The sequence below is a fragment of the Citrobacter sp. Marseille-Q6884 genome, from assembly GCF_945906775.1.
Classification (GTDB): domain Bacteria; phylum Pseudomonadota; class Gammaproteobacteria; order Enterobacterales; family Enterobacteriaceae; genus Citrobacter.
Genome location: NZ_CAMDRE010000001.1, coordinates 73,026 through 94,869, shown reverse-complemented (window position 1 = coordinate 94,869; position 21,844 = coordinate 73,026). Strand labels below are relative to the sequence as shown.

At 51.9% G+C, this 21,844-nt stretch carries 18 protein-coding genes; 12 read left to right on the top strand and 6 right to left on the bottom strand.

Annotated elements, in window-relative coordinates; genetic code table 11:
* Positions 1 to 4: 4 nt before the first annotated feature.
* Both N7268_RS00490 and N7268_RS00485 read right to left on the bottom strand, forming a co-directional pair.
* Entirely contained in the window at positions 5 to 937 is a 933-nt protein-coding gene (locus tag N7268_RS00490) for an amino acid ABC transporter substrate-binding protein (RefSeq protein ID WP_260861415.1), read from the bottom strand.
* A complete protein-coding gene (locus N7268_RS00485; RefSeq protein WP_260861414.1) occupies positions 930 to 3,122 on the bottom strand; it encodes a putative bifunctional diguanylate cyclase/phosphodiesterase in 2,193 nt (730 codons plus the stop codon). The genes N7268_RS00490 and N7268_RS00485 overlap by 8 nt, the downstream gene beginning before the upstream one ends.
* Before the next feature lie 611 nt (positions 3,123 to 3,733).
* On the opposite strand from N7268_RS00485, the gene N7268_RS00480 reads away from it, so the two are divergent.
* The 12 genes from N7268_RS00480 (at position 3,734) to N7268_RS00425 (ending at position 18,252) form a co-directional block, all read left to right on the top strand.
* A complete protein-coding gene (locus N7268_RS00480; protein ID WP_260861413.1) occupies positions 3,734 to 5,926 on the top strand; it encodes an EAL domain-containing protein in 2,193 nt (730 codons plus the stop codon).
* A 64-nt stretch (positions 5,927 to 5,990) separates the two neighbouring features.
* Positions 5,991 to 8,081, top strand: a complete 2,091-nt coding sequence (locus N7268_RS00475) for a Cache 3/Cache 2 fusion domain-containing protein (RefSeq protein WP_260861412.1) — start codon at positions 5,991 to 5,993, stop codon at positions 8,079 to 8,081.
* Positions 8,078 to 9,145, top strand: a complete 1,068-nt coding sequence (locus N7268_RS00470; protein WP_260861411.1) for a chemotaxis protein CheB — start codon at positions 8,078 to 8,080, stop codon at positions 9,143 to 9,145. The genes N7268_RS00475 and N7268_RS00470 overlap by 4 nt, the downstream gene beginning before the upstream one ends.
* The gene (locus N7268_RS00465) at positions 9,142 to 10,563 is read left to right on the top strand and encodes a CheR family methyltransferase (RefSeq protein WP_260861410.1); all 1,422 of its coding nucleotides are present in this window, start codon (positions 9,142 to 9,144) and stop codon (positions 10,561 to 10,563) included. The genes N7268_RS00470 and N7268_RS00465 overlap by 4 nt, the downstream gene beginning before the upstream one ends.
* 11 nt (positions 10,564 to 10,574) lie before the next feature.
* Positions 10,575 to 12,701, top strand: coding sequence for a response regulator (locus N7268_RS00460; protein ID WP_260861409.1), 2,127 nt, complete (start codon positions 10,575 to 10,577; stop codon positions 12,699 to 12,701).
* Positions 12,702 to 12,723: 22 nt separating this feature from the next.
* Positions 12,724 to 13,086 (top strand): response regulator, encoded by a 363-nt coding sequence (locus N7268_RS00455; RefSeq protein WP_260861408.1) that lies wholly within the window; start codon positions 12,724 to 12,726, stop codon positions 13,084 to 13,086.
* Between the two features lie 12 nt (positions 13,087 to 13,098).
* The gene (locus N7268_RS00450) at positions 13,099 to 14,790 is read left to right on the top strand and encodes a diguanylate cyclase (RefSeq protein WP_260861407.1); all 1,692 of its coding nucleotides are present in this window, start codon (positions 13,099 to 13,101) and stop codon (positions 14,788 to 14,790) included.
* The gene (locus N7268_RS00445) at positions 14,787 to 15,311 is read left to right on the top strand and encodes a chemotaxis protein CheW (RefSeq protein ID WP_260861406.1); all 525 of its coding nucleotides are present in this window, start codon (positions 14,787 to 14,789) and stop codon (positions 15,309 to 15,311) included. The genes N7268_RS00450 and N7268_RS00445 overlap by 4 nt, the downstream gene beginning before the upstream one ends.
* Positions 15,295 to 15,654, top strand: a complete 360-nt coding sequence (locus N7268_RS00440) for a hypothetical protein (RefSeq protein ID WP_260861405.1) — start codon at positions 15,295 to 15,297, stop codon at positions 15,652 to 15,654. Before N7268_RS00445 ends, N7268_RS00440 begins: the two co-directional genes overlap by 17 nt.
* 292 nt (positions 15,655 to 15,946) lie before the next feature.
* On the top strand, positions 15,947 to 16,666 hold the full coding sequence (locus tag N7268_RS00435) for a nucleoside recognition domain-containing protein (protein WP_260861404.1): 720 nt from the start codon (positions 15,947 to 15,949) through the stop codon (positions 16,664 to 16,666).
* A complete protein-coding gene (locus N7268_RS00430) occupies positions 16,663 to 17,127 on the top strand; it encodes a YjiG family protein (RefSeq protein ID WP_135324532.1) in 465 nt (154 codons plus the stop codon). Before N7268_RS00435 ends, N7268_RS00430 begins: the two co-directional genes overlap by 4 nt.
* Before the next feature lie 12 nt (positions 17,128 to 17,139).
* Positions 17,140 to 18,252 (top strand): M20 family metallopeptidase, encoded by a 1,113-nt coding sequence (locus N7268_RS00425; protein WP_260861403.1) that lies wholly within the window; start codon positions 17,140 to 17,142, stop codon positions 18,250 to 18,252.
* Between the two features lie 95 nt (positions 18,253 to 18,347).
* Here N7268_RS00425 and sitD read toward each other — a convergent pair whose 3' ends face one another.
* Genes sitD through sitA form a run of 4 tightly spaced genes read right to left on the bottom strand, consistent with a single transcriptional unit; the run spans position 18,348 to position 21,785 of the window.
* Positions 18,348 to 19,199, bottom strand: a complete 852-nt coding sequence (gene sitD / locus N7268_RS00420) for an iron/manganese ABC transporter permease subunit SitD (RefSeq protein WP_260861402.1) — start codon at positions 19,197 to 19,199, stop codon at positions 18,348 to 18,350.
* A complete protein-coding gene (gene sitC / locus N7268_RS00415) occupies positions 19,190 to 20,053 on the bottom strand; it encodes an iron/manganese ABC transporter permease subunit SitC (RefSeq protein ID WP_260861401.1) in 864 nt (287 codons plus the stop codon). The genes sitD and sitC overlap by 10 nt, the downstream gene beginning before the upstream one ends.
* A complete protein-coding gene (gene sitB, locus N7268_RS00410; protein ID WP_260861400.1) occupies positions 20,050 to 20,871 on the bottom strand; it encodes an iron/manganese ABC transporter ATP-binding protein SitB in 822 nt (273 codons plus the stop codon). The genes sitC and sitB overlap by 4 nt, the downstream gene beginning before the upstream one ends.
* Complete coding sequence (sitA, locus tag N7268_RS00405) at positions 20,868 to 21,785, bottom strand: iron/manganese ABC transporter substrate-binding protein SitA (RefSeq protein ID WP_260861399.1); 918 nt, start codon at positions 21,783 to 21,785, stop codon at positions 20,868 to 20,870. Before sitA ends, sitB begins: the two co-directional genes overlap by 4 nt.
* Positions 21,786 to 21,844 lie beyond the last annotated feature (59 nt).

Genomic DNA, 21,844 nt, shown 5'->3' with positions numbered 1-21,844 from the left:
ATTATTAATTATATTTATCATAATCAAAGTTGATCTTCTTTTTTGCCGCGGTTAACGCTTTCAGTTTATCTGACATGGGAATATTTAAATTGATGGCTTTTGGCGGTATTGGGGACAGAAACCATTTCTTGTACAGCGCAGTAAATTCGTTGCTGGTCATCAGCGAGGATAACGCGCCATCAACAAAGGCTTTGAACGCTTTGTCATCTAAAGGAAGTAACAGCCCTGCCGGAAGAGAAGCGCTTAGCGCAATACTGGATAACTCATAGTTCTCAGGGTTTGGCGTTTGCGCAATCATACCTTTGAGTAATACTGTGCTGGAAATCAGCGCAGAATATTCACCATTTTGCAGTGCATTGAATGCGTTAATATTGTTGGTATCCAGTTGGATGTTAATGTCGAGGGCATTCGCTGCATTGATTTTTTGTAATTGTTCAACGTAAATCGTGCCGCTTTTTACCAGAACGCTATGCCCGGAAAGCGCTTGCAGATTGCTATTACCGTCGTCTTTGCGCTTGACGTAGCGGGTGCTGGAAAAGTAAAACGGCAGTGAGAACTCACTAATCGTATGTCGTCTTTTCGAATAAAAGGCAGGGATACACATGATATCTGCCACGTGATTTCTGATCAGAACAAATTGTGAAGCCGAATTCGTTTTCACCCACTCGGTTTTCAGATCGTTGAGATGCAGTTTGGTTTTGAGCGCATTGACAATATTTTTGCAAATATCGATGGAGTAGCCCGCAGGGGTATTTCCGTCCTGCCATGAAAAGGGAAATGCATCTTCCTGATATCCAAGCGTGATGGTTTTCTGACTGGCAATCTTCTCCAGCGTATTATAAGCCTGCGGAGCGCGAGCCGCGCAGTTGGCACACAGTGTTATCAGCAAAGAAAGTACCATCAACATGCACTTTGCCGTGCGGAAGATGTCAGACATCGCAGATCCCTTCTTCAATGATTTCATCGGCAAATGCGGACAACACTTCGTGTTCACGTAGCGGGTAGCTAAAGAAATAGCCCTGAACATTTTGGCACTCTATATCGCGCAGAATGTCGCACTGTTGCGATGTCTCGACGCCTTCGGCCGTCACTGACATATTGTATTTATGCGCGAACTGGATCAGCATCACGATGAGATACTGACTGGCATTATCCTGCTCGAGTTTATTGATCAGCGTGCGTGCGATCTTGATGCGCGTGAACGGGTAGATCAGCAAATAATCCAGCGCCGCATACCCTGTTCCCAAATCGTCCATGGCGATGTCGATACCCAGCGAACGGATCTCTTTCAGAACGGGTAAGGCAATCGATTTATCCAGCTTCTCGGATTCGGTGATCTCGATTTCAAGGCGTTCAGCCGACAACTGACTGATGCGTAAAGCGTCTTTGATGGCGTCAACCAGACCCGGATTGTGCAACTGGTAGGCCGAGATGTTGACGGCAACCCGGATGCGCTCCGGCCACCTGGCGGCTGCTTCACATGACTGACGAATAATCCACTCACCCAAACGCACGATAAGACCGGAGCTTTCGGCAATACTGATAAAATAGTCGGGATAAATCAGACCCTTAGTGGGGTGGTTCCAGCGAATCAGCGATTCATAACCGTAAATACTGTTATCTTCCAGATTCATGATGGGCTGGAAGTGAAGTTCGAACTCCTTATTATCGATGCCATCAATGATTTCCTGGTTAATAAACAGACTGTGGGTCTGGGTCATGACCATGCCGTCTTCGAAGAAATGGAAACAACCCCGCCCGTGATGCTTGGAGGCATACATGGCCAGGTCGGCGTTGATCATTAAGGTTGAGGAGTTATTGCCCTGATAAGGCGCCGTGGTAATCCCGATGCTGCAGCTGATAGAAAAGGTATGGGAGCTCCAGGTAAACGGTGTACTCAGCGCGCGGATAATACGTTTCGACAGACGATGCGCTTCTTTGATAGCGTCGTCGCTGACATGTTGCAGGATAGCAAACTCATCACCGCCCAGACGCGCCGCCATATCGTTTGGTCCCAGCAGTAATTGCAGCCGCTGTGCAACGCTGATTAACAGTTCATCCCCCGCCTTATGGCCGAAGGTATCGTTCACCGGTTTGAAATTGTCGAGGTCAATCAACAGCAGGTTGAACTGTTTCTCGTCCTGATGGATTTCGCTTACCCGTTTATCCAGCGCAAGGCTAAACGATACGCGGTTTGGCAACCCCGTCAGCGAATCGTGATGCGCCATATGCTCCATTTTTTGCGACATTTCATGCATGCGCTGCAGGTAGCCGCGCTCTTTCATGGCGACACGCAATTTTTCGATTGCGCCTGCCAGGTGACCAATTTCATCATCCTGATCGAGGTAAGGGGTGACACAGTCCGTTTCTTCATGGGCAATGCGGGTGATGGAGTTAATCAGCATCGGAACCGGGCGGAATAAACGGCGCATGAATACCGTGACCAGTGCCAGCGTCACCAGCAAAATAAGGACAAAAATGATGCAGCTCTTTTTCAGCATCGCATCGTAGGTCGCGTAAAGTTCGCTTTTCTTGCCGATGCTGCTGATCAGGCTACCGAGGATCTCGCCTGACGGCGTCAGGATAGGGACGGCGCTGATAAAGCACTCTTCGCCGTTGATCCGCGCAAAGCCGACATAGTAATTGTCCAGCACATCACGCGGGCGTTGCCCTGCGAAGGTGATAACGCCTTCACCTTCTTCTGATTTATTGTTGATGCCCACAAAGCCTTTCTCTGGCGTATAGAGGAACAGCCAGGTGGGGTTATGCGTCTGTACCGATGCCAGCGCCAGAACATCTACCGGGTTATAGCCGGTTTGCAGAATAGAGTCGGTATCGCCAATCTGTTTATCCGATACGATCCGGGATATTTGACCTGCATCGCTGGTTTCAACCGACACGGTGGTATACACGCTACGGATGATATAGGTCATAATCTGTGCGTTTGATTCGGCCCGTTGAACCCACTGCTGCCAGGAGAAGTTGTCTATCAGGCTCCAGCTGGTAAAGGCGCCAGCGCCAAAAGCAATAACGATCCCCGCCAGCAAAAACTGCGTGATTTTGCCAGTGATAGAATGTTGCCACCCTTTTATTGCTTTAAGGGAAAACAGAGACTGTGCCACGGATTTTGTTAATTCCTGAAAATGTAATGCAATGTCGAGTTGGATTTCTGTTATTACTTAATGAGATGTTATTGTTGCAAATAAGTAGATGAAAGATGTCAAATGCTACGACGTAACAAATAACCAACATTGAAACAGGATGAGTAATGACAAAAATAACGGTGGGCGAATATAAATAATGCTGTTCTTTTCGTCAACAGATAAAAGTGTCTACAAAAATACATTTTCAATCACCCTCCGCGAAGAATATTAAAGTTAACATTAATACCATCGCAGAATGTTTTTTGTTCGTGCCTGTTGGATGTTCAGGGAGGATTTCATTGTTTGCGAGTTTTCTTACGCGACATCAATGGATTAGATGTTTTTTTATGAATTGTAAGAATGGCTTTATAACCAGAAGATGTCCATTTTTATCTATAACTGGTTGTTTATTTCCTGATTTGATATGAATAACATTATCCCTTCAATATCGAACCTTACTTTATTTTCTCAGTGCGCGGTCAATGTTAACAATTTTGCCATCGTTAATGGGCTGACACAAAAGGATTTGTTTGTGACATTAGAGTCTGGATTAAAGTCCTATTGGTATAGTGTATAGCGGATAAATTGACTTGGACGCAATAATTAATACAGACAGTGCCAGAAGCATTCGAGAATGGTGCCTGCCACTTATTTTACCCACCTTATTTTATCCGTTGTCACAGTACCTTAACGGATACTGTATTATCAGTAATACTATATTAACAGTTTATGATCTCAAATTAGCGGTATTTTCCGCCGCACTGGTGCTGTTTGGTTTTCGGGTTCTGCCGGGATTTATTCTGTTTCTGGCCGTGATGTTTTTGGTCGGTCCACAAAGTGAGCGGATGGATGCACTGTGCCTGACGGCGGCCGCGACCTTAAGCTATGTCATCTACCATAAAATTACGGGCAGACGCAGTTGCGCCAGCTTTGGCCGCATCAAAACGAGTCTGAATCGCATTGTCTGGCTGTGCGGATACAACATTTTGCTGTACCTGGTCTTTGGCAAAATAATGGCTCTGTTTGTGACCTACAGCCAACGCCCGGATGTGGCCAATATTCCGATGATGAGCCTGGAGATGCTGGTGCGTGTTCAGGGGATTATTAACGGCTGCCTGACAGGCATTCCCTTTTTCTACAAAATTTATCGTATCCTGCGTCGGCCGTCTTATCTGGCGACCTTTGTGAAGTCGATTGTCGATCAGTGCAAAAGCAATGTCAGTACTTATGGAGTGATTGCGTGGTTCACGCTGCTGACTTGTTTAATGATCTGCTTAACCTCCCCCGATAGCCCGAATATTTTTTTCTCATTCTATAGTCTGATCCTGCTGTTTCCACTGATGTTATGGGGGACGATAAAGATTGGGCACATGTTTACCATGCCCGTCTGGACCATTGTGCTGATCATTTTAGGTCATCATAACGATAGCTATATCGCCAGCGATGCGAACTTCATGCTACATCAGGCGCTGGTTTCAACGCTTATCTTTGTTTTTTCCCTCACCATTGTGATCATGGGGGTACTGGCAAAATTCACCCGGCAACGGTTTAACCAGGCGCTGCTGTTAGGGCTGACGGATCCGATGACCGGAATGGCGAACTTACGTGCGCTGAAAACCGAGCTGTTTACGACAGCCCACGCGACAGTGTGTCTGATTCAGCTCCCTGAGCTGGAGCTTTTTTCCCGCCGCTACGGTTTTCATTTTCGCGCCCGCTACCAGAAGATTCTGGCAGAACATCTCCAGCGACATTTGGTTGAAAGCGAGAAGGTCTATTACCACGCAGGCTACGATCTGCTCATCAGGCTTGAGCATGGCTCCTATGAGCGGTTATGTGATTTATACCAGGCCGCCAACGGCTTTCGTCTTTTTTATAACGGCCAGCGACTGGGCTTTCGCAGCGGTATGGGCTATTGCCTGATTAACGATATCAGCGATGACATTTATCAGTTGGTCGGCAAACTGGGCATGGTCGCCGGGTTGTCGCTGATCAATGGTCGGCCTGAAAACCTTGAAGCGCAGCATAGTCGGGTTCTCGGCAATCACATCGTTGATAAAACGGATATTCGCACCGCGCTGCAAAACGCGTTGGATAACAATGCGTTTGTGCTGATGGCGCAGCCGATTGTCAGTACCAAAGGCGAAGAGCCGTATTATGAAATATTGATCCGCATGCTGAATGATAAAGGGGACTTTATCCCACCCAATCATTTTCTGCCGGTTGCCCATGATGCAGGATTAGCCCCGGAAATTGATTTATGGGTCATCGAGAACACCTTTAAAGCGATGTCTCAGCAACCCGGTCGCTGTTTTTCCATCAACCTGACGCCCGTGACGGTATGTCGCTCCAATATAGTCTCGAAGATTACCCAGCTATTGCAGGATTACGCTGTCGATCCACAACGGGTCATTTTTGAGATAACGGAAGCCGACTCCCTGTCAGATAAAGATCAAACCGTCGAAACGCTGCATTTAATACGTGAACTGGGGTGTCGGGTCGCCATTGATGATTTCGGGACCGGATTCGCCAGCTATGCGCGTTTGATGAATATCGAAGCGGATATTTTGAAAATAGATGGCTCATTTATTCGGCGGATCACAGAAAGTGAAATCAGCTACTACATCGTCGAATCATTCTGCCGCGTTGCAGAAATGAAGAACATGCAGGTAGTCGCTGAGTTTGTTGAAAACGCCAATATTCAGGCATGCCTGGAGCAAATGAATGTGGGGTGGTTACAGGGATATCACATTGGCAAGCCGACGCCGTTGCTCACGCTGAAATAGCGTAGTGCCAACTCAATTCTGACTCAAACAAGAGCAGTTTCTTCTCAGGTAGAGAACAAAAATCATGAGTGACATTATTAAAGTGAAAGATCGTTCGGCTGCCGCGTCTTCGGGCGGGCCTGGGGCGCGAGTATTATCCTGGTTGAACAACATCCATCCGGGCGTGGCGATGAAGCTCGGTTTTATTCTGGTTGTCTGTATTGCCACGCTGCTGATTAGCGCCTCTTTTATTTTGTCGTCTTATCTCTCCAGAGAGTTGCAGGTCAATGCGCTGGAAATGATTAAGACCAATACGCGTATTTTTCACAACAGTATTTCGAATGAGTTTCAGCGGGTCACGAAAGACGCGGAACATTACAGTAATGTCTACATCAACAATTACCAAAACGTTGCGGGTAAACCGCTGCGTTATATGGACGCCACTGAATTAAAAGCGGTGCTCAGTAATCCCAACACGAACGCGCATTTCACCGAACTCACCAGCGTATTTGCCAGTACTTTTGTGTTGCAGGGTGAGCAGTTTGTTCGCGTCAGCAGTACGCTTTTAGCCAGTTCGGGTAACACGGCGACGGCGACGGCACTGGGACGTGATAATCCGGCCTTGCCGCTGTTGCTGAAAAACAAACCGTTTTCAGGCGTGGTGACGCTATTTGGCAAGCAGTTTATTAGTCACTATGAGCCGATTGCCGATAAATATGGGCAGGTCGTGGGAGCCGTTGCGGTCGGCTTTGATGTTAAACAGACCCTGCAACCGATAATCAGGCAATTGCTGGATGTTCGCATTGGCAAAAACGGTTACGCCTACGTACTGGATGCCGGGTTCGAGCCGGGTCGGATGCTGGTGCATCCTTCGCTGAGTAATCAGCAGGCGATCAATATCACTGACGCCAACGGCTATAAGCTTTTTGCCGATATTCTTGAGCATAAAAATGGCATCACCTATTACAACTGGGTGAGTGGCTATGGCATGGCGCCGCAAAAGAAAGTCGCCGTTTATGAGTATGTGGATGGCATCGATTGGGTGATTGCGACGACCAGCTATGTGGATGATGTCGCCAGAAGCAGTAATTTGGTACGCAATGGCCTGTTGCTGTTCACCGCGCTGTTGTTGCCTATCATTTTGCTGCTGATTGCTGTCGCCAGCCGTTTCCTGATTTCACGGCGTTTAAACCGCGTGTTGGGCATTGCGCAGACCATCGCGGACGGTGATTTAACCGTTGATGTGCAGGTTGACCATCATGACGAAATTGGCGAACTGCTTGGCGCGGTAGAGATGATGCGTCAGCGTCTGCACTCGCTGGTGGGCGGCATGGTCTCTCACGCCAATTCGGTACATCAGGCTTCGCTGCATATTACTGAAGCGGTAGACGGTCAGGCATCTACCAGTGTGGAAACCTCATCGTCGGTGGCAGAAATTACCTCCACGATGGAAGAGTTGTCCGCCTCTTCGACCCAGATCGCCGAGCATTCGCGCGCGGTCGTCGATATTGCGAACCAGACGCTGGAAGATTGCAATAAAGGCTCAGAGTCGATGTCGCAATTGCTGATGCGCATGACGGATATTGATACCGACAATCAGCAAAACATGCGTGAAATCATGATGCTCGGTAACAAATCGACGGAAATCAGCCGCGTCATGGTGATCATTAATAGCGTCGCCGATCAAACGAAATTAATCGCCTTTAACGCCGCGCTGGAAGCGGCCAGCGCAGGTGAAGCCGGAAAACGCTTCTCCGTGGTGGCTGCTGAAATTCGTCGTCTGGCGGATTCCGTTACGGAATCGACGGTTGAAATCGAGAATAAAATCAGTGAGATCCAGAATGCGATTAATCGCCTGGTGCTGAACGCGGAAAAAGGTGGCGAGAGCATTAAAGCGGGCGCCAGAGCCTGTAAAGTGAGCGCGGAACACCTGAACGATATCGTGGTGACCGCCGAGCAAACCTCTACGGCAGCGCTGCAAATATCACTCTCCACGCAACAGCAGAAAACGGCCAGTAATCAGGTGGTGATGGCACTGCGCGAGATTGTTGTCGCCAGTAACTACACGTCGCAGTCCATCAAAGACATTCTGGTGGTCAGTCAGGATATGACACAACTGTCGCAGGCGCTGAAAGAGGCCTCGTCATCCTTTACCTTGACGGACCCGGATGCATGAATAGCGGTAACATTCGGGTGCTGATCCTGGATCTGGGCAGCGTGTCGCGCAATGAGCTGGTCAGGCAGCTTGAGGAGCACCCGCAGATTAAAGTGGTGGGTCAGGCTGCCCACCGCAGGCAGGCGATTCGACTGTTACAACAGTTGATGCCTGACCTGCTGATCCTGACGCTGGACACCTCGACTGCCGATAACGTTGAGATTGTTGAAACCATTATGGCAACCAGCGCAATTCCGATATTGGTCATGCGCTTTTTTCCAGAAAATCAATGGGATGATGATTACATTTCTCGCGGCGCGCTGGCTGTGTTGTACCAGAGCAGCGATCCCCCTTTATCGAACGACGCGCTGCACCGCAAAGTTGAATTGCTGGTTGGCGTAAAAGTCATTCGCCATATCAAGGGATTACGTTACCCGACAGAGCTGAAAATGCCGGTTGACCGCCCGGACACGCGTGTCGTCAGGGCGCAAGAGGACTGGCCTTTTGTGTTGGCGATCGCCTGCTCAACGGGCGGACCGCAGGCGCTGAGTAAGCTCTTGCAGGCATTACCGGGTACGTTTCCGTGTCCGGTACTGATCGCCCAACACATTGCCGATGGCTTCGCCAAGAACATGGTGCACTGGCTGGACAGCGTAACCGACCTGAAGGTGCGACTGGCGCAGGTGGGCGATCGTGTGGAAGCGGGGTATGTGTATATATTGCCGCCTGAACAGCATCTGATCGTTAAAAACGATCAACGTCTGGCCGCGATCCCACGGCAGGAGAGTGACGTTTATCATCCCAGCTGCAACCTGTTGCTGGAGTCGGTCGCTGAGGTCTTTCGTGAAAAGGCCGTCGGCTTAATCATGACAGGGATGGGCAGCGATGGTTGTCGTGGTATTGAACTCATTTTTCAGCGGGGTGGCAGGACGCTGGCGCAGGATGAGGAAAGTTCTGTTGTCTTTGGAATGAATAAGAACGCTATCGACAAACAGCTGATACATCGCACGATCCCGCTGGATGACCTCGCGAAAGTGCTGCTTTCGATGGCTTTTCACGGGCATTTTGAGAGTACATTGCCATGATACCCAATCTCCCTGATTACGCCCGGTTGATTAAAGACCGGGTGGGTTTGCACTTCGATAATGCGATGGAAGCGTTGCTGAAATCCGCGCTGAGCCGACGGATGGCCGAACGGAATATCAGTAACTACTACGAATACTTTGAACAACTGCGTATCTCGCAGGACGAGTTCGATAACTTCATTACGCTGATTACGATTAACGAAACCTACTTTTTTCGTGAAAGCGATACGCTGGATTTAATCTGCGATAAATGGGTGCCTCGCCTTCTGCGACAACGCAACACGCCGTTGCGCATTCTGAGCGCCGGATGTTCATCCGGTGAAGAAGCCTATTCGCTGGCGATGAAGTTGCATGAAAAGTACCAGGATGGCATGGCGGGGCGAATTGAAATCTACGGCTGTGATATTGACCCGGCGATCCTGGCCAAAGCGCGAAACGCCAGTTATTCAAGCTACTCGTTTCGCGGCGTCGATCCGCAGATTCAACAGCGCTATTTTACCCGTCAGGGAAACCTGTACCGCCTGCACGATGAGATCCGCGAGAAAGTCTCGTTCCACCGCACCAACATAATCAAAGAGCAACTGCTGCCAGAAGTGGACATTATTTTGCTGCGCAACGTGTCTATCTATTTCGATACGCCAACGCGTCGCGAACTGCACGGCAACTTGCTGAAGATGCTGCATCCGCAGGGCGCTTTATTCTTCGGTAATGCGGAAACGCTGGCCAACAATTTCGACATTCTGAAGCTGGAGCAAGAAGACGGTATTTTCTATTTTTGCCACCATAGCGAAGCGCCGCGGGTTGCCCCTGCACCGAGAGTGTCGGTACGTGCGCCGCTTGCCGCCGCACCTGCTGTTGTCGTGCCTGCCGCGCGTCCTGCGCCAACGGAACGTCATTCTGAGGACTGGCTGAAAAAAGCGCGAGCCTGCCTGGATGAAAAATGTTTTTCTGAAGCCGAGGCGTGTATTGCCAGCGTCTTGCGTAACGATCCCCGCAATCAGGAAGCGCTGCTTATTCAGGGGGTGATAGCCCTTGAACAGTGTGAGTTTTCGCAGACTGCCGGCAATGCGCAAAAGATCCTCGCGCAGGATGAGTGGTCGGCGGAAGCCAAAATGCTGCTCGGCCTGGCGATGATGTGGCAGCACCAGACCCAGCAGGCCATCGCCTGGTTCAAACAGGTTGTCTATCAGGAACCGGGGTACTGGCCTGCACACTATTATCTGGCCGAAATGTACCGACAAAGCGAACTACGCCAGCCAGCGCAGCGCACTTACCGCGTGGTCATGCAATTACTGAACGACGAAATGAACAACCCGTCTACGGTTTGTCGTCTGCGTTTGCCCATGGTGTTTCCCGGCAATACGTTTCGCTTTCTTTGTGAACATCAACTGGCGCAATTCGCCCATCAAAGCGGGTAAGAAGAACGATTATGGCTATCGATCTGAAAAAATTCGTGCTGCGCTTTATTGATGAAGGAAGAGGTCATTTGCAGACGATCAGCGAGGGGGCATTCCTGCTCTCTGCTGATGAGCATACCGATGCCTGGATCGGCGAGATGTTTCGGGCGGCGCACACCCTGAAAGGGGGCGCCCGAATGTTGAAACTGCAAAGTATCGCAGATGTCACACATCATCTTGAGGATGTCCTGAGCGAGTTACGGGACAAGAAACTGACGCCGGACAGGTCGCTTGGCAACCTGATACATGAGTCGGTGGAATACCTCTCAAACCAGTTGACCCAGCTTTTTGTCAGCGAAGGGGATAACCAACTGCCGCCTGCGGATGCGGGGCTGTGCGAACGGCTTGCCTGCGCGAGCCGGGGGGAGGCGCCCTCGCAGGTTGTGGAGGCCGCTGTGCAACCGGACAAGCCTGTGGTGTCGGCCGCGACAATTACCGTCGATTCGGGCATTAAACAGGCCGATTTTGTTCGCGTGAAGCTGAACAAACTGGACAGTCTGATCGACATTCTCGGCGAAGTGCTCGCGGGTCATGATCGCCTGGAGCAGCAGATACAAAACTTGAGTCAGCTTGTCCCGCGACTGTTAGGGCTGAGCGCAGAACAGCTTCGCCAGCAGATCCGTGATTTCAGCGTCCAGTTGAAAGAGAGCGTGCAGGTTCAGCATTTGCAGATGTTCGAATTGTATGACGTTGCGGCGAGGATCCGCATGCTCCCGCTTTCAACTTTATTTGAGCCGATTTCGCTACAGGTCAGTGAACTGGCCTCCACGCTGAACAAACAGGTGGTTTGCCGCTTTGTCGGGGGCGAGGTGGAAATCGACCGCCAGTTAATCGACCGATTATCGGAGTCGCTGACCCATTTACTGCGAAACGCGGTTGATCATGGCATCGGCGAGATCGATGAACGTCTGGCGCTCGGAAAATCGACGCGCGGCACGATTACCATTACCACGCAGCAGGATGGTAGCGGAATATTGCTGCGCGTAGAGGATGACGGGCGTGGCCTGGATTACGCGGCAATCAGCGCGAAAGCGATCAGTAAAGGGTTGGTGCCTGCGTCGATGGCGGGACAACTCTCCGAGCAGGAATGTAATGAGCTGATTTTTCATCCGGGTTTTTCGACCAGTAAAATCGTGTCCGAACTTTCCGGTCGCGGCGTTGGCCTGGATGTCGTGCGTAAAACCGTCGTCACCGATCTGCAAGGGGATCTGCAGGTCTATAGCCGTCAGGGAATAGGTACGAGCTTTACGCTGCGTTTGCCGGTTTCGCTGACGATGATGCGTATTCTGCAATTTGAAGAGCAGGGACACCTGTTCGGGCTTGCCGCACAGTATGTGGTTGAGGTGGTGGAGTGTACCCCTGAGGGGATTAACGACATTGCCGGACGCCCCGCCATTATTTTGCATAACGAGTTTATTCCGGTGGTGTGTGCCGGCGCTCTGCTTGGCATTCATGACCGCCAGGTCTGCCTGTCAGCGCCGGGGCAGCGATTAATCGTCGTTCAGAATCAATACAGCAAAATGGCGCTGCGGGTGGATAAGCTGCTCGATGAACGCAAGATGATGATTAAGCCGTTACCGAAGCATATGCAGCAGCAGTCACTGGTCTCGGGAATGGTACAGACGCCGGATAATCAACTGGTCAGTATCCTGCAAGTTCCGGCGCTGATGGCGATGGCGCAACAATCGCGCCAAACCAGCGCGCCTGTCCAACCGGCAAGCGTAGCGCAAGATGCCTGGCACGTGCTGGTGGTCGATGACTCTCTGAACACCCGCGAAATCGAGAAAAACGTGCTGGAAGCGCACGGTTACCAGGTGACGCTGGCAGAAGATGGATTGTCAGGATTACAAAAAGCCAGATTGACCCAGTTTGATGCCGTACTGACGGACGTTGAAATGCCGTTTATGGATGGTTTTACCTTCACCAAATCGTTGCGTGGAGAGAAAAACTACCAGCACACGCCGATCATTATCGTGACGTCACGCGCGAAGGAAGAGGACCGACGACGGGGCATTCAGGTGGGCGCGGACGCCTACATCGCCAAGGGCGATTTCGAGCAGGACAGTTTGATCAAAACATTAAAAATGCTTTTGTGCTGATGGCGCAAAATCGAGAGAGAAGATGCGAATTTTATTAGTAGATGATGATCTTTTTGCGGCGGAACTGGCGTCTGTTTTTTTGCAAATGGACGGTTACGATGTCGTGATTGTGGAAAGTGCTATTTCCGCCCTGGCCAGTCTGGATTCGGAACAGAATATCGATCTGGTTATCAGCGATCTGCACATGCCTGAGATTAGCGGTCTGGATCTATTGGCGCTGTTACGTGCGCAGGGTTGGTCTAAGCCTTTCATTTTGCTGAGTGCTAATGAAGTGATGACAAGCGATGTGCCGTACGACCGCTGGGTGAAAAAAGATGAAAACCTGGCCGAAAACCTGGGGATAGCCGTCAATGCGCTACTGCAGCCTGCCGCTGTTACTGAATAAGCCAAACGTCCGATGAAACCAGAAAATAAGCACATCGCCATGGCGGCGGCGCATGAAAAGATAGCGCGTTTGCGGCAGGGTTTTTTACGACGCATTCCCGACATGCTGTCACAAGCGGAAAGGTTGCTCGTTCAATTGGTCGCGGAGCCCACGGAACCCTGTCGTAAACAGCTGCACATTTTGCTACACAGCATTCATGGATCGGCGGGATCGTTTGGCTTTCTTGCGTTGGCGAATGCTGCCGCAGAAGGGGAGCGTTTACTCACGGATTCGGAACTGGATCAAAGCACATTACATTACGATGAGCTGCGCCGGATCATCCGCTGGCTGTACACCCTGACGCAAGAACAACTTAATCTTGAACATCGCATCAGCGACACCGACTTCAAATTACCGGTCGCCGCGCAGCGCGCAGAAGAGGGGTTTATCCGTCGCGCCAGCCAGCCGATTTATCTGTGCGATGATGATATCGATCAGGTGGAGTTGCTTGCCACCCAACTACGCTGCTTTGGTTTTACCTGTCATGTTTTTGCGAACACGGATGACTTTACTCAGGCCGTCCTTTCGCAACCGCCTTCGGTGGTGATTATGGACGTCAGCTTCCCGGATAATGCGTATGGCGGCCCGTTGACGATGTCGGATCTGAGGCAGAAAGTCGGAACGGCCTTCCCGGTTCTGTTTCTCTCGTGCCACAGCGACTTTAACGCCAGGATAAATGCCATTAAATCAGGTTGTGACGGTTATTACGTGAAACCCGCCTCCATCACCGATTTGGTGCAGGAACTCCATCGTTTAACTCAGCCGTCGCTGAAAAAGCCCTATCAGGTATTGCTGATCGACGATGAGCGCTCGGTTGCGGAATACAATGCAGAAATGCTGCGTATGGCGGGAATGGAAGTGCATGTGCTGGAAAAACCCCAGCATTTGCTGCACGTGCTGAACGTTCACCCTATCGACCTCGTCCTGATGGACTACCACATGCCGGAATACAGCGGTGAAGAGCTGACCAAGCTGATCCGCCAAATACCGCAGCATATTGGCTTGCCGATTGCCTATCTTTCCAGTGAGACCAACAAGACGGCGCAGTTTGGCGCGATGAGCATCGGCGCGGAGGACTTTATTCTCAAACAGGCCGACCCGCAGGAGCTTATTCGGGCGGTATCGATCCGCGCAGAAAGAATGCGTACCTTGCGCGCCCGTATGTCACAGGACAGCCTGAGCGGGTTATACAACCACTCGACGACCACGCACTTCCTGAAAAGCGCGATCACCGAATCGAACTATAGCGGCAATCAGTTCTGTCTGGTGATGGTGGATCTGGATCGCTTTAAAAACATTAACGATACCTACGGTCATGCAGCAGGCGACCAGGTCATTGTGGGCATCTCGCAGCTTTTTTCTCATCGCTTACGCAGTACCGACGTTGTGGGGCGCTACGGCGGGGAAGAGTTTGCCATCATTATGCCCAACACCGACAGCGAGAAGGCAGCGCGGGTGGTTGAGCGGTTGCGTAAGGATTACGAGCAGGTGGCGTTTTCCGTCAATGACACCACGTTCCACAGCACCTTCAGCGCAGGTATCGCACAGTGGCAGTTTGGCGATCGCGTTGAAACGCTTCGCGAACGCGCCGATCAGGCGCTGTATGCCGCGAAACAAAACGGCCGCAATACCTTCTGTATCGCAGAGGAAAAGGAGAGGGCATGAATGCAGAATTGGATCACATTCTCGCGTTGAATCATGGCGATAAGCCTGAGTGCGAAAACGTGGATGAACCGAGGCGAACGCTGGTGTTATTCCAGCTGGCAGATAAAAATTTTGCCTTCTACGGCGCTCAGATCAAAGAGATCCTCGCAGAGCGCCCAATCTCCTGGGTTCCGTGCTGCGCGCCGATGCTCGAAGGAGTGATCAACTATCGCGGGCGAGTGGAATCGGTGATGAGACTGGATAGCCTGATCGACAAACCGGTGGCTAACCCGGCGGGAAAACGCACCATCCTGATTGGATGCTCAGAGAAAATGCAAAGCGGGATACTCATCGACAAACTGATTGATGTCCTTGAGGTTGTTGAAAGTCAGATTCATTTGCCAGGCGACTCGCTCCCTCCGGCGCTACAAACCATTGCGGTAGGGATCGTCAATGTGGCGGAGACCTGGTTCACGTTGCTCGATCTGAATCTGGTCTTTGACCGCTACCAGGAGACCAGCGGCTATGACGCCTCTCATTAATCTGGCCGCGGTGCGTATTACCCTGGGGGAACAGGACTTTTATATTCCGGCGAACCAGGTAAAGCGCTGTGCGCTGGTCACGCAAGTTTTGCCGGAGATCCCGCGTTTTAGCCAGTGGCTGGGTATTGCCGATGAACCGCAAACGGGAAGGCATCTGCATCTGTTTGTCCCGGACAGCGGCGTTGAGTGCGGATGGTATTTGTGGGGGCAACTGGAAAACGTCCTGTTATCCAGCGATACAATTTTTGCCGTTCCGCCACTTTTGGCTCACGGTTGCCGCCTGCCAGCGCTTCGGGCATTGGTGGGGACCGAGGCGTTTAGCCCATTACTAAGCTGGCGTTAAGGTAAATTTATCGTGATCAACATATTTTCATCGGCACGATATATTTTATCTGTAAATCACTTTATTTGTTATTTTTAGCGTCGCTCACTTTCCGGGTGCCATATTTACGCTTCATTACATAAATAATGATTAATTTAAATGTCAGCTTGCTGACATTAATTAGCGTCAAACTATGGTGCGTCACATTTTTAAATATTTCTTTGCAACCTGTGCTGCCAAAATGATTTAAATCACTTTATTTATTCTTTATTTATTCAAAATGGACTGCGTGATTCTCCACGTTAACAAGGAAATGGATATGAGTTTACCCTCCCAGGATAATAAGGTAGGGCCGGGCGCTTATTTCGCTTTGGCATTCGCCGCTGTATTTTTCTCTGGATTACTCGGCGGAAAAGAATGGTACGGTGTATTTGATTTCACAACGTTAAATGGCGCTTTTGGCAAAGTCGTCAGTAAAGCCAGCCTTGAAGGCGATACGCTGACGACGGCGACCAGCGCGTTTCGTGGCAGCGGCGGTCATGGCGCAATGGACGGTTTCCTCTTTGCGTTAGGCTTAATTCCTGCGGTGATGTTTGCGTTGGGCATGATTAATGTGCTGGAACATTACGGCGCTCTGCGCGCAGCCCGTCGTCTGTTAACGCCATTACTGCGCCCGCTGATGGGAATTCCGGGAAATACCGGTCTTGCGCTGATTGGCAGCCTGCAGAGTACTGATGTTGGCGCATCGCTGACGCGTAATCTGGCCGATGAAGGCGAAATCACGGAAAACGAAAAAGATATCTTTGCCATGTTCCAGTTTTCTGCGGGGGCAATGATCACCAACTTCTTCTCGTCGGGTGCAATCCTGTTCACGCTGATGGCCGTGGATGGCACGCCAGCGGTACCTGCGTCGATTGGCGCCTGTGTCGCGGTGATGTTCATTATGAAAATTGTCGGCGCCAACGTCATGCGCCTGTTTCTGGCCTTCACCAATAAAAAAGTCGAATCCACCGTACCGGGAGAAGCATCATGAGTGCACCAACCTCTAATCCTGTTATTACCGATGTCTTTGTCGAAGGTGCCCGTAAAGGCTGGAACATCGCGACAACCAGTACGCTGCCGAACGTGGTGATGGCTTTTATCATCATTAAAGCGCTGGAGATTACCGGCGCATTGAAAGGGCTGGGCATGGTATTCGCGCCGTTAATGGGGCTGTTTGGTCTGCCCGGTGAAGCCGCTGCTGTGTTAATTGGTGGCTGGATGTCGATGGGCGGGGGGATCGGCGTCGCGATTGGCCTGTTTGACAAAGGCATCCTGACCGGTGAACACCTGGCGATTCTCGCCCCGGCAATTTACCTGATGGGCTCTCAGGTGCAGTACCTCGGTCGTATTCTCGGGGTGATTGGCACCAGCGCTAAACGTATTCCTCTGATGATTGTCATCTCCGTTTTGAACGCTTTTTTAGCGATGCTGCTGATGCGCATTATTCTCTGATAAGGATTTACCATGGATTTGGAAAAGTACATTGATGAACTGCAAACGCTGGTCAACGTAGACTGCGGTACGCAAACAGTAGACGGCGTTGCCCGCGTGGCCGCAGTGATGCGCGAACTTTGGCAGCAGGAAGGCTGGCATACAGAGCAGGTGGATTTAGGCCGTGCGGTCGGTCCGGCGCTGCTGGCGACCAATAAGCCTGATGCGACACAGTATGATGTGCTGTTGGTCGGCCATCTTGATACCGTTTTCCCGGTGGGAACCGTGGCGGAACGCCCAATGAGCCGCGATGACACCCGTCTTTACGGACCCGGCGTTTCCGACATGAAAAGCGGCCTGCTGAATATGGTCTGGGCGATGCGCACGTTACCGGCTGAGGACCTGGCGCGGCTGTCTATCGCTGTGGCAATGAACCCGGATGAAGAGACCGGCAGCGTTCACTCCAGCCAGTGGATTGGCGAACTGGCGAAGCGCGCGCGCTGCGTGCTGGTGTGTGAAGCCGCTCGGGCTGACGGCTCTCTGGTGAAAGCGCGTAAAGGGGTTGGCGGCTATCAACTGACGTTTGACGGCGTTGCGGCGCATGCCGGTAACGAGCCGGAAAAAGGGCGTTCTGCGATCACCGCGTTTGCCAATAGCGTGCTGGCGATTAACGCGTTGAGCGACATAGCGCGCGGAACCACGCTTAACGTGGGCGTTGTGCAGGGTGGCAGCGCGGCGAATGTGGTGGCGGCGAAACTGCATGCGGAACTGGATGTGCGATTCTGGGAGAACGAGGAGTATGACCGCGTGCATCAGGCACTGCAGTCACTCTGCCAGCACGGTTTCCTGGATGGCGTGACCACCACGCTCACCCGCGTAAGCCACAAGTCTGCGATGGCGGCGAGTGAAGAGACTCAACAGTTGATGGCGCTGGTAGAACGCGCGGGTCTGGAAGAAGGCATCACTGTGACATGGCAGGCCGTGGGCGGCGGGAGCGATGCTAATCTGACGGCGGCGTTAGGTATTCCGACGCTGGACGGACTGGGCCCGATTGGCGCGGGTTTCCACAGCGCAGATGAATGGCTGGATATCGCCTCAATTGCGCCGCGCATCCGTTTATTAAAACGGATTATCACGATGCTGTAATGTGCAGGAAATATAGCCTCCTGCGGGAGGCTATATTAATATCATTGTTATTTATCAACAGCAAAAACATTAGCGGACATATTGTTAAGTGCTATTTATATATCATGCGGCTGAAGTTGGTTTTCTAAGCGGCGATCGCGCAGGGTGGAATAAATAAAGGCAAAGACAAACAGCAGAGAAAATAATACGACGATGGTCGGGGCCGGTGCGCTGTCGATAAAAAAGGAGAGATATACACCCAGAAATGAGGTTACCACCGAGATCGCTACCGCCAATAATAACGCGCGGGAAAAGGTTCGCGTCAATAAAATCGCAATGGCACCTGGCGCAATTAACAGTGAGATCGACAAAATGATCCCCACTGATTTTAGCGTCGCGACGATGGTCAGGGCGATCATGCACAGCAGCCCGTAATGCAGCAGGGGGGTGTTAAGTCCGCTGGCTTTTGCCTGATGCGGATCGAACGCGTGCAGCAGCAGATCTTTCCACTTTAGCCCGATAATCAGCGCGATCCCGAGGGCGATAACCGCTGTCTGGGCGATGTCGCTCAGCGAAACGCCCAGCATATCGCCAAACAAAATATGATCCAGATGGACTTCAGACTGGATAGAGACATACAGCACCAGCCCTGCGCCAAACATCCCGGAGAAGACGATCCCCATCAGGGTGTCTCGCTTGATTCGGCTATTATCATCGAGATAGCCCGTTGCAACCGCACAGAAAAGCCCGGCGATAAACGCGCCAATTGCCAGCGGAATACCGGCGATGTAAGCCAGAACGATCCCCGGAAAAACGGCGTGACTCATGGCATCGCCCATCAGCGCCCAGCCTTTAAGCACCAAAAAGACCGACAACAACGCGCAGGGTATGGCGACGAGGGTGGAGATGGCCAGCGCGTTGACCATAAAGTTGAACTGAAAGGGTTCCAGCAGCGTGTTTAAGAGCATGAGGACTCCTTATTCACCTGGCGGGCGCGGCGGCGATTTGCCAGCAGGCCATGTTTGGGGGCAAAGACAAACGCCAGCAGAAACAGCAGCGTTTGCAGAACGACAATGATTCCGCCGGTTGCGCCGTCCAGCCAGTAGCTCAGCCAGGCGCCGAAAAAGCTGGTCAGGCTACCGATGGCGACAGCGATGACGAGCAGGCGGGGAAAGCGGTCGGTCAACAGCCAGGCGGTAGCGCCGGGGGTCACCACCAGACAAATCACCAAAAATGCCCCGACGGTTTGCAGTGCCGCAACGGTGGAAACGGAAAGTAGCGTAAAAAATAACAGCTTCAACCGACCCGGATTCAGACCGATAGACCGCGCATGGTTCTCATCGAAAAAGACCACCATCAGGTCTTTCCACTTCAATAACAAAATGGTCAGCGAGACAACGCCGATGATCGCCAGTTGCACAATGTCTTCCGGGGCAATCGCCAGTATGTTGCCGAGAATAATGGTCTGTATGTTCACCGACATCGGATTGAGCGACACCATAAACAACCCGATGCCGAAGAAGGAGGAAAAGATCAGCCCGATAATCGCATCTTCCTTCAGACGCGAACGCTGATTGAGAAACAGCATGCTGCCTGCCGCCAGTCCCCCGGAAAGAAAGGCGCCGAGCGCGAAGGGAAGGCCTAACATATAAGCCCCGGCAACCCCCGGGACGATGGAGTGCGACAGCGCATCGCCAATCAGCGACCAGCCTTTGAGCATCAGGTAGCAGGAGAGGAACGCGCACAGGCCGCCGACCATCGCGGAGACCCACATGGCATTCAGCATATACTGATAGCCAAACGGCTCTGTCAGCCAGTTCATGATGACTCCCCCTCGCTTGCGGTGCGTCGGGAAATATACGGACGCTCATCATCCGTAATCACATGCTGCTCACCCCCGTTCAGCGCCACGTGGCGCAGGACGCCGCTGAAGGCCAGTTCCAGATTCTCAGTGGTAAAGGTGGTTTCCGTCGGACCGCTTGCCAGCACCGTACCTTTAATCATCACCGTGTAGTCACAAAACTCGGTGACCGAACCCAGATTATGGGTAGAGACCAGCATGGTCCGGCCCTCATCGCGCAGTTCGCGCAGCAGATCGATGATGCGGGCCTCGGTTTTTACGTCCACGCCAGTGAACGGTTCGTCCAGTAAAATCACCTGCCCGTCCTGAGCGATAGCCCGCGCCAGAAAGACGCGCTTTTTCTGCCCACCGGAAAGTTCGCCTATCTGACGATGGCGATACTCCAGCATATCAACCCGCGCCAGCGCCGCCTCCACGCATTCGTGATCGCGCGCCTTCGGGCGACGTAGCCAGCCCATATGGCCATAGCGCCCCATCATCACGACATCTTCCACCAGCACCGGAAACGACCAGTCCACCTCTTCCGACTGTGGGACATACGAAATCAGATTCTGCTTCAGCGCCTGATTGACCGGTTGTTGCAGGATGGAAATCTCCCCTTGCGCCAGCCGGACAAACCCCATCAACGCTTTGAAAAGGGTTGATTTCCCGGAGCCGTTGACGCCAACCAGCGCGGCAATCGTGCCGCCTGGAACCTGAAAAGTGGCATCCCGCAGAGCGGTGTGACCGTTGCGATACGTCACCGTAACCTGGTTCACGGTAATCGCAGATTGACTCATTTTTGACTCCTCAGGCCGTCGTTAATGCCGCTGACGATGGTTTCCGTCGTGACGCGCAGTAAATCCAGATAGGTCGGTACCGGGCCATCGGCCGCGCTCAGGGAATCGACGTACAATACGCCGCCATAATGTGCGCCGGACTCCCGGGCTACCTGACGCGCCGGCTTATCGGAAACCGTGCTTTCGCTAAATACCGTTGGGATCTGATGCGCTCTGATCGCATCGATCACTTTGCGTACCTGTTTCGGTGTGCCTTGCTGATCGGCATTGATCGGCCACAGATACAGCTCTTTCAGATCGTTATCGCGCGCCAGATAGGAGAATGCGCCTTCGCTGGTGACCAGCCAGCGTTTATCCGCCGGGATTTTCGCCAGCGCGGCGTGCAGGGGATCGAGCGTCTGACGAATCTTCGCTTTATAGTTCTCTGCATTTTTCTGGTAGGTGGCGGCGTTGTCCGGGTCGTACTTCATCAACGCGTTGCGAATGTTATCGACGTAGATCAGGGCATTTTCTGCCGACATCCAGGCATGTGGGTTGGGTTTTCCGTTGTAAGGGCCTTCGCTGATGCCCATCGGTTTTACCCCATCCGAAACCATCACTTCCGGTACGCCGGATAAATGCTGATAGAAACGGGCAAACCACAACTCCAGGTTAAGGCCGTTGGAGAGAATAAGCTGTGCGCCCTGCGCCCGTTTAATATCCCCCGGCGTGGGTTGATATTCGTGAATTTCCGCACCGGGTTTCGTGATTGAACTGACCTCGGCCGCGTCACCCGCCACGTTGCTCGCCATATCGGCAATCACCGTAAAGGTGGTAATCACCTTAAACTTTTCTTTCGCAAAGGCAGGCGACAGCGTGAGTGCCGTCAGTACGCTGGCAAGAAGAAATGACTTCAGACGGGTCAGGTGCGGCATAGTATCCCTCACAGCAAAGTGGTTAATTTATCATCGAATATAGCCTTTGCTATGTTATA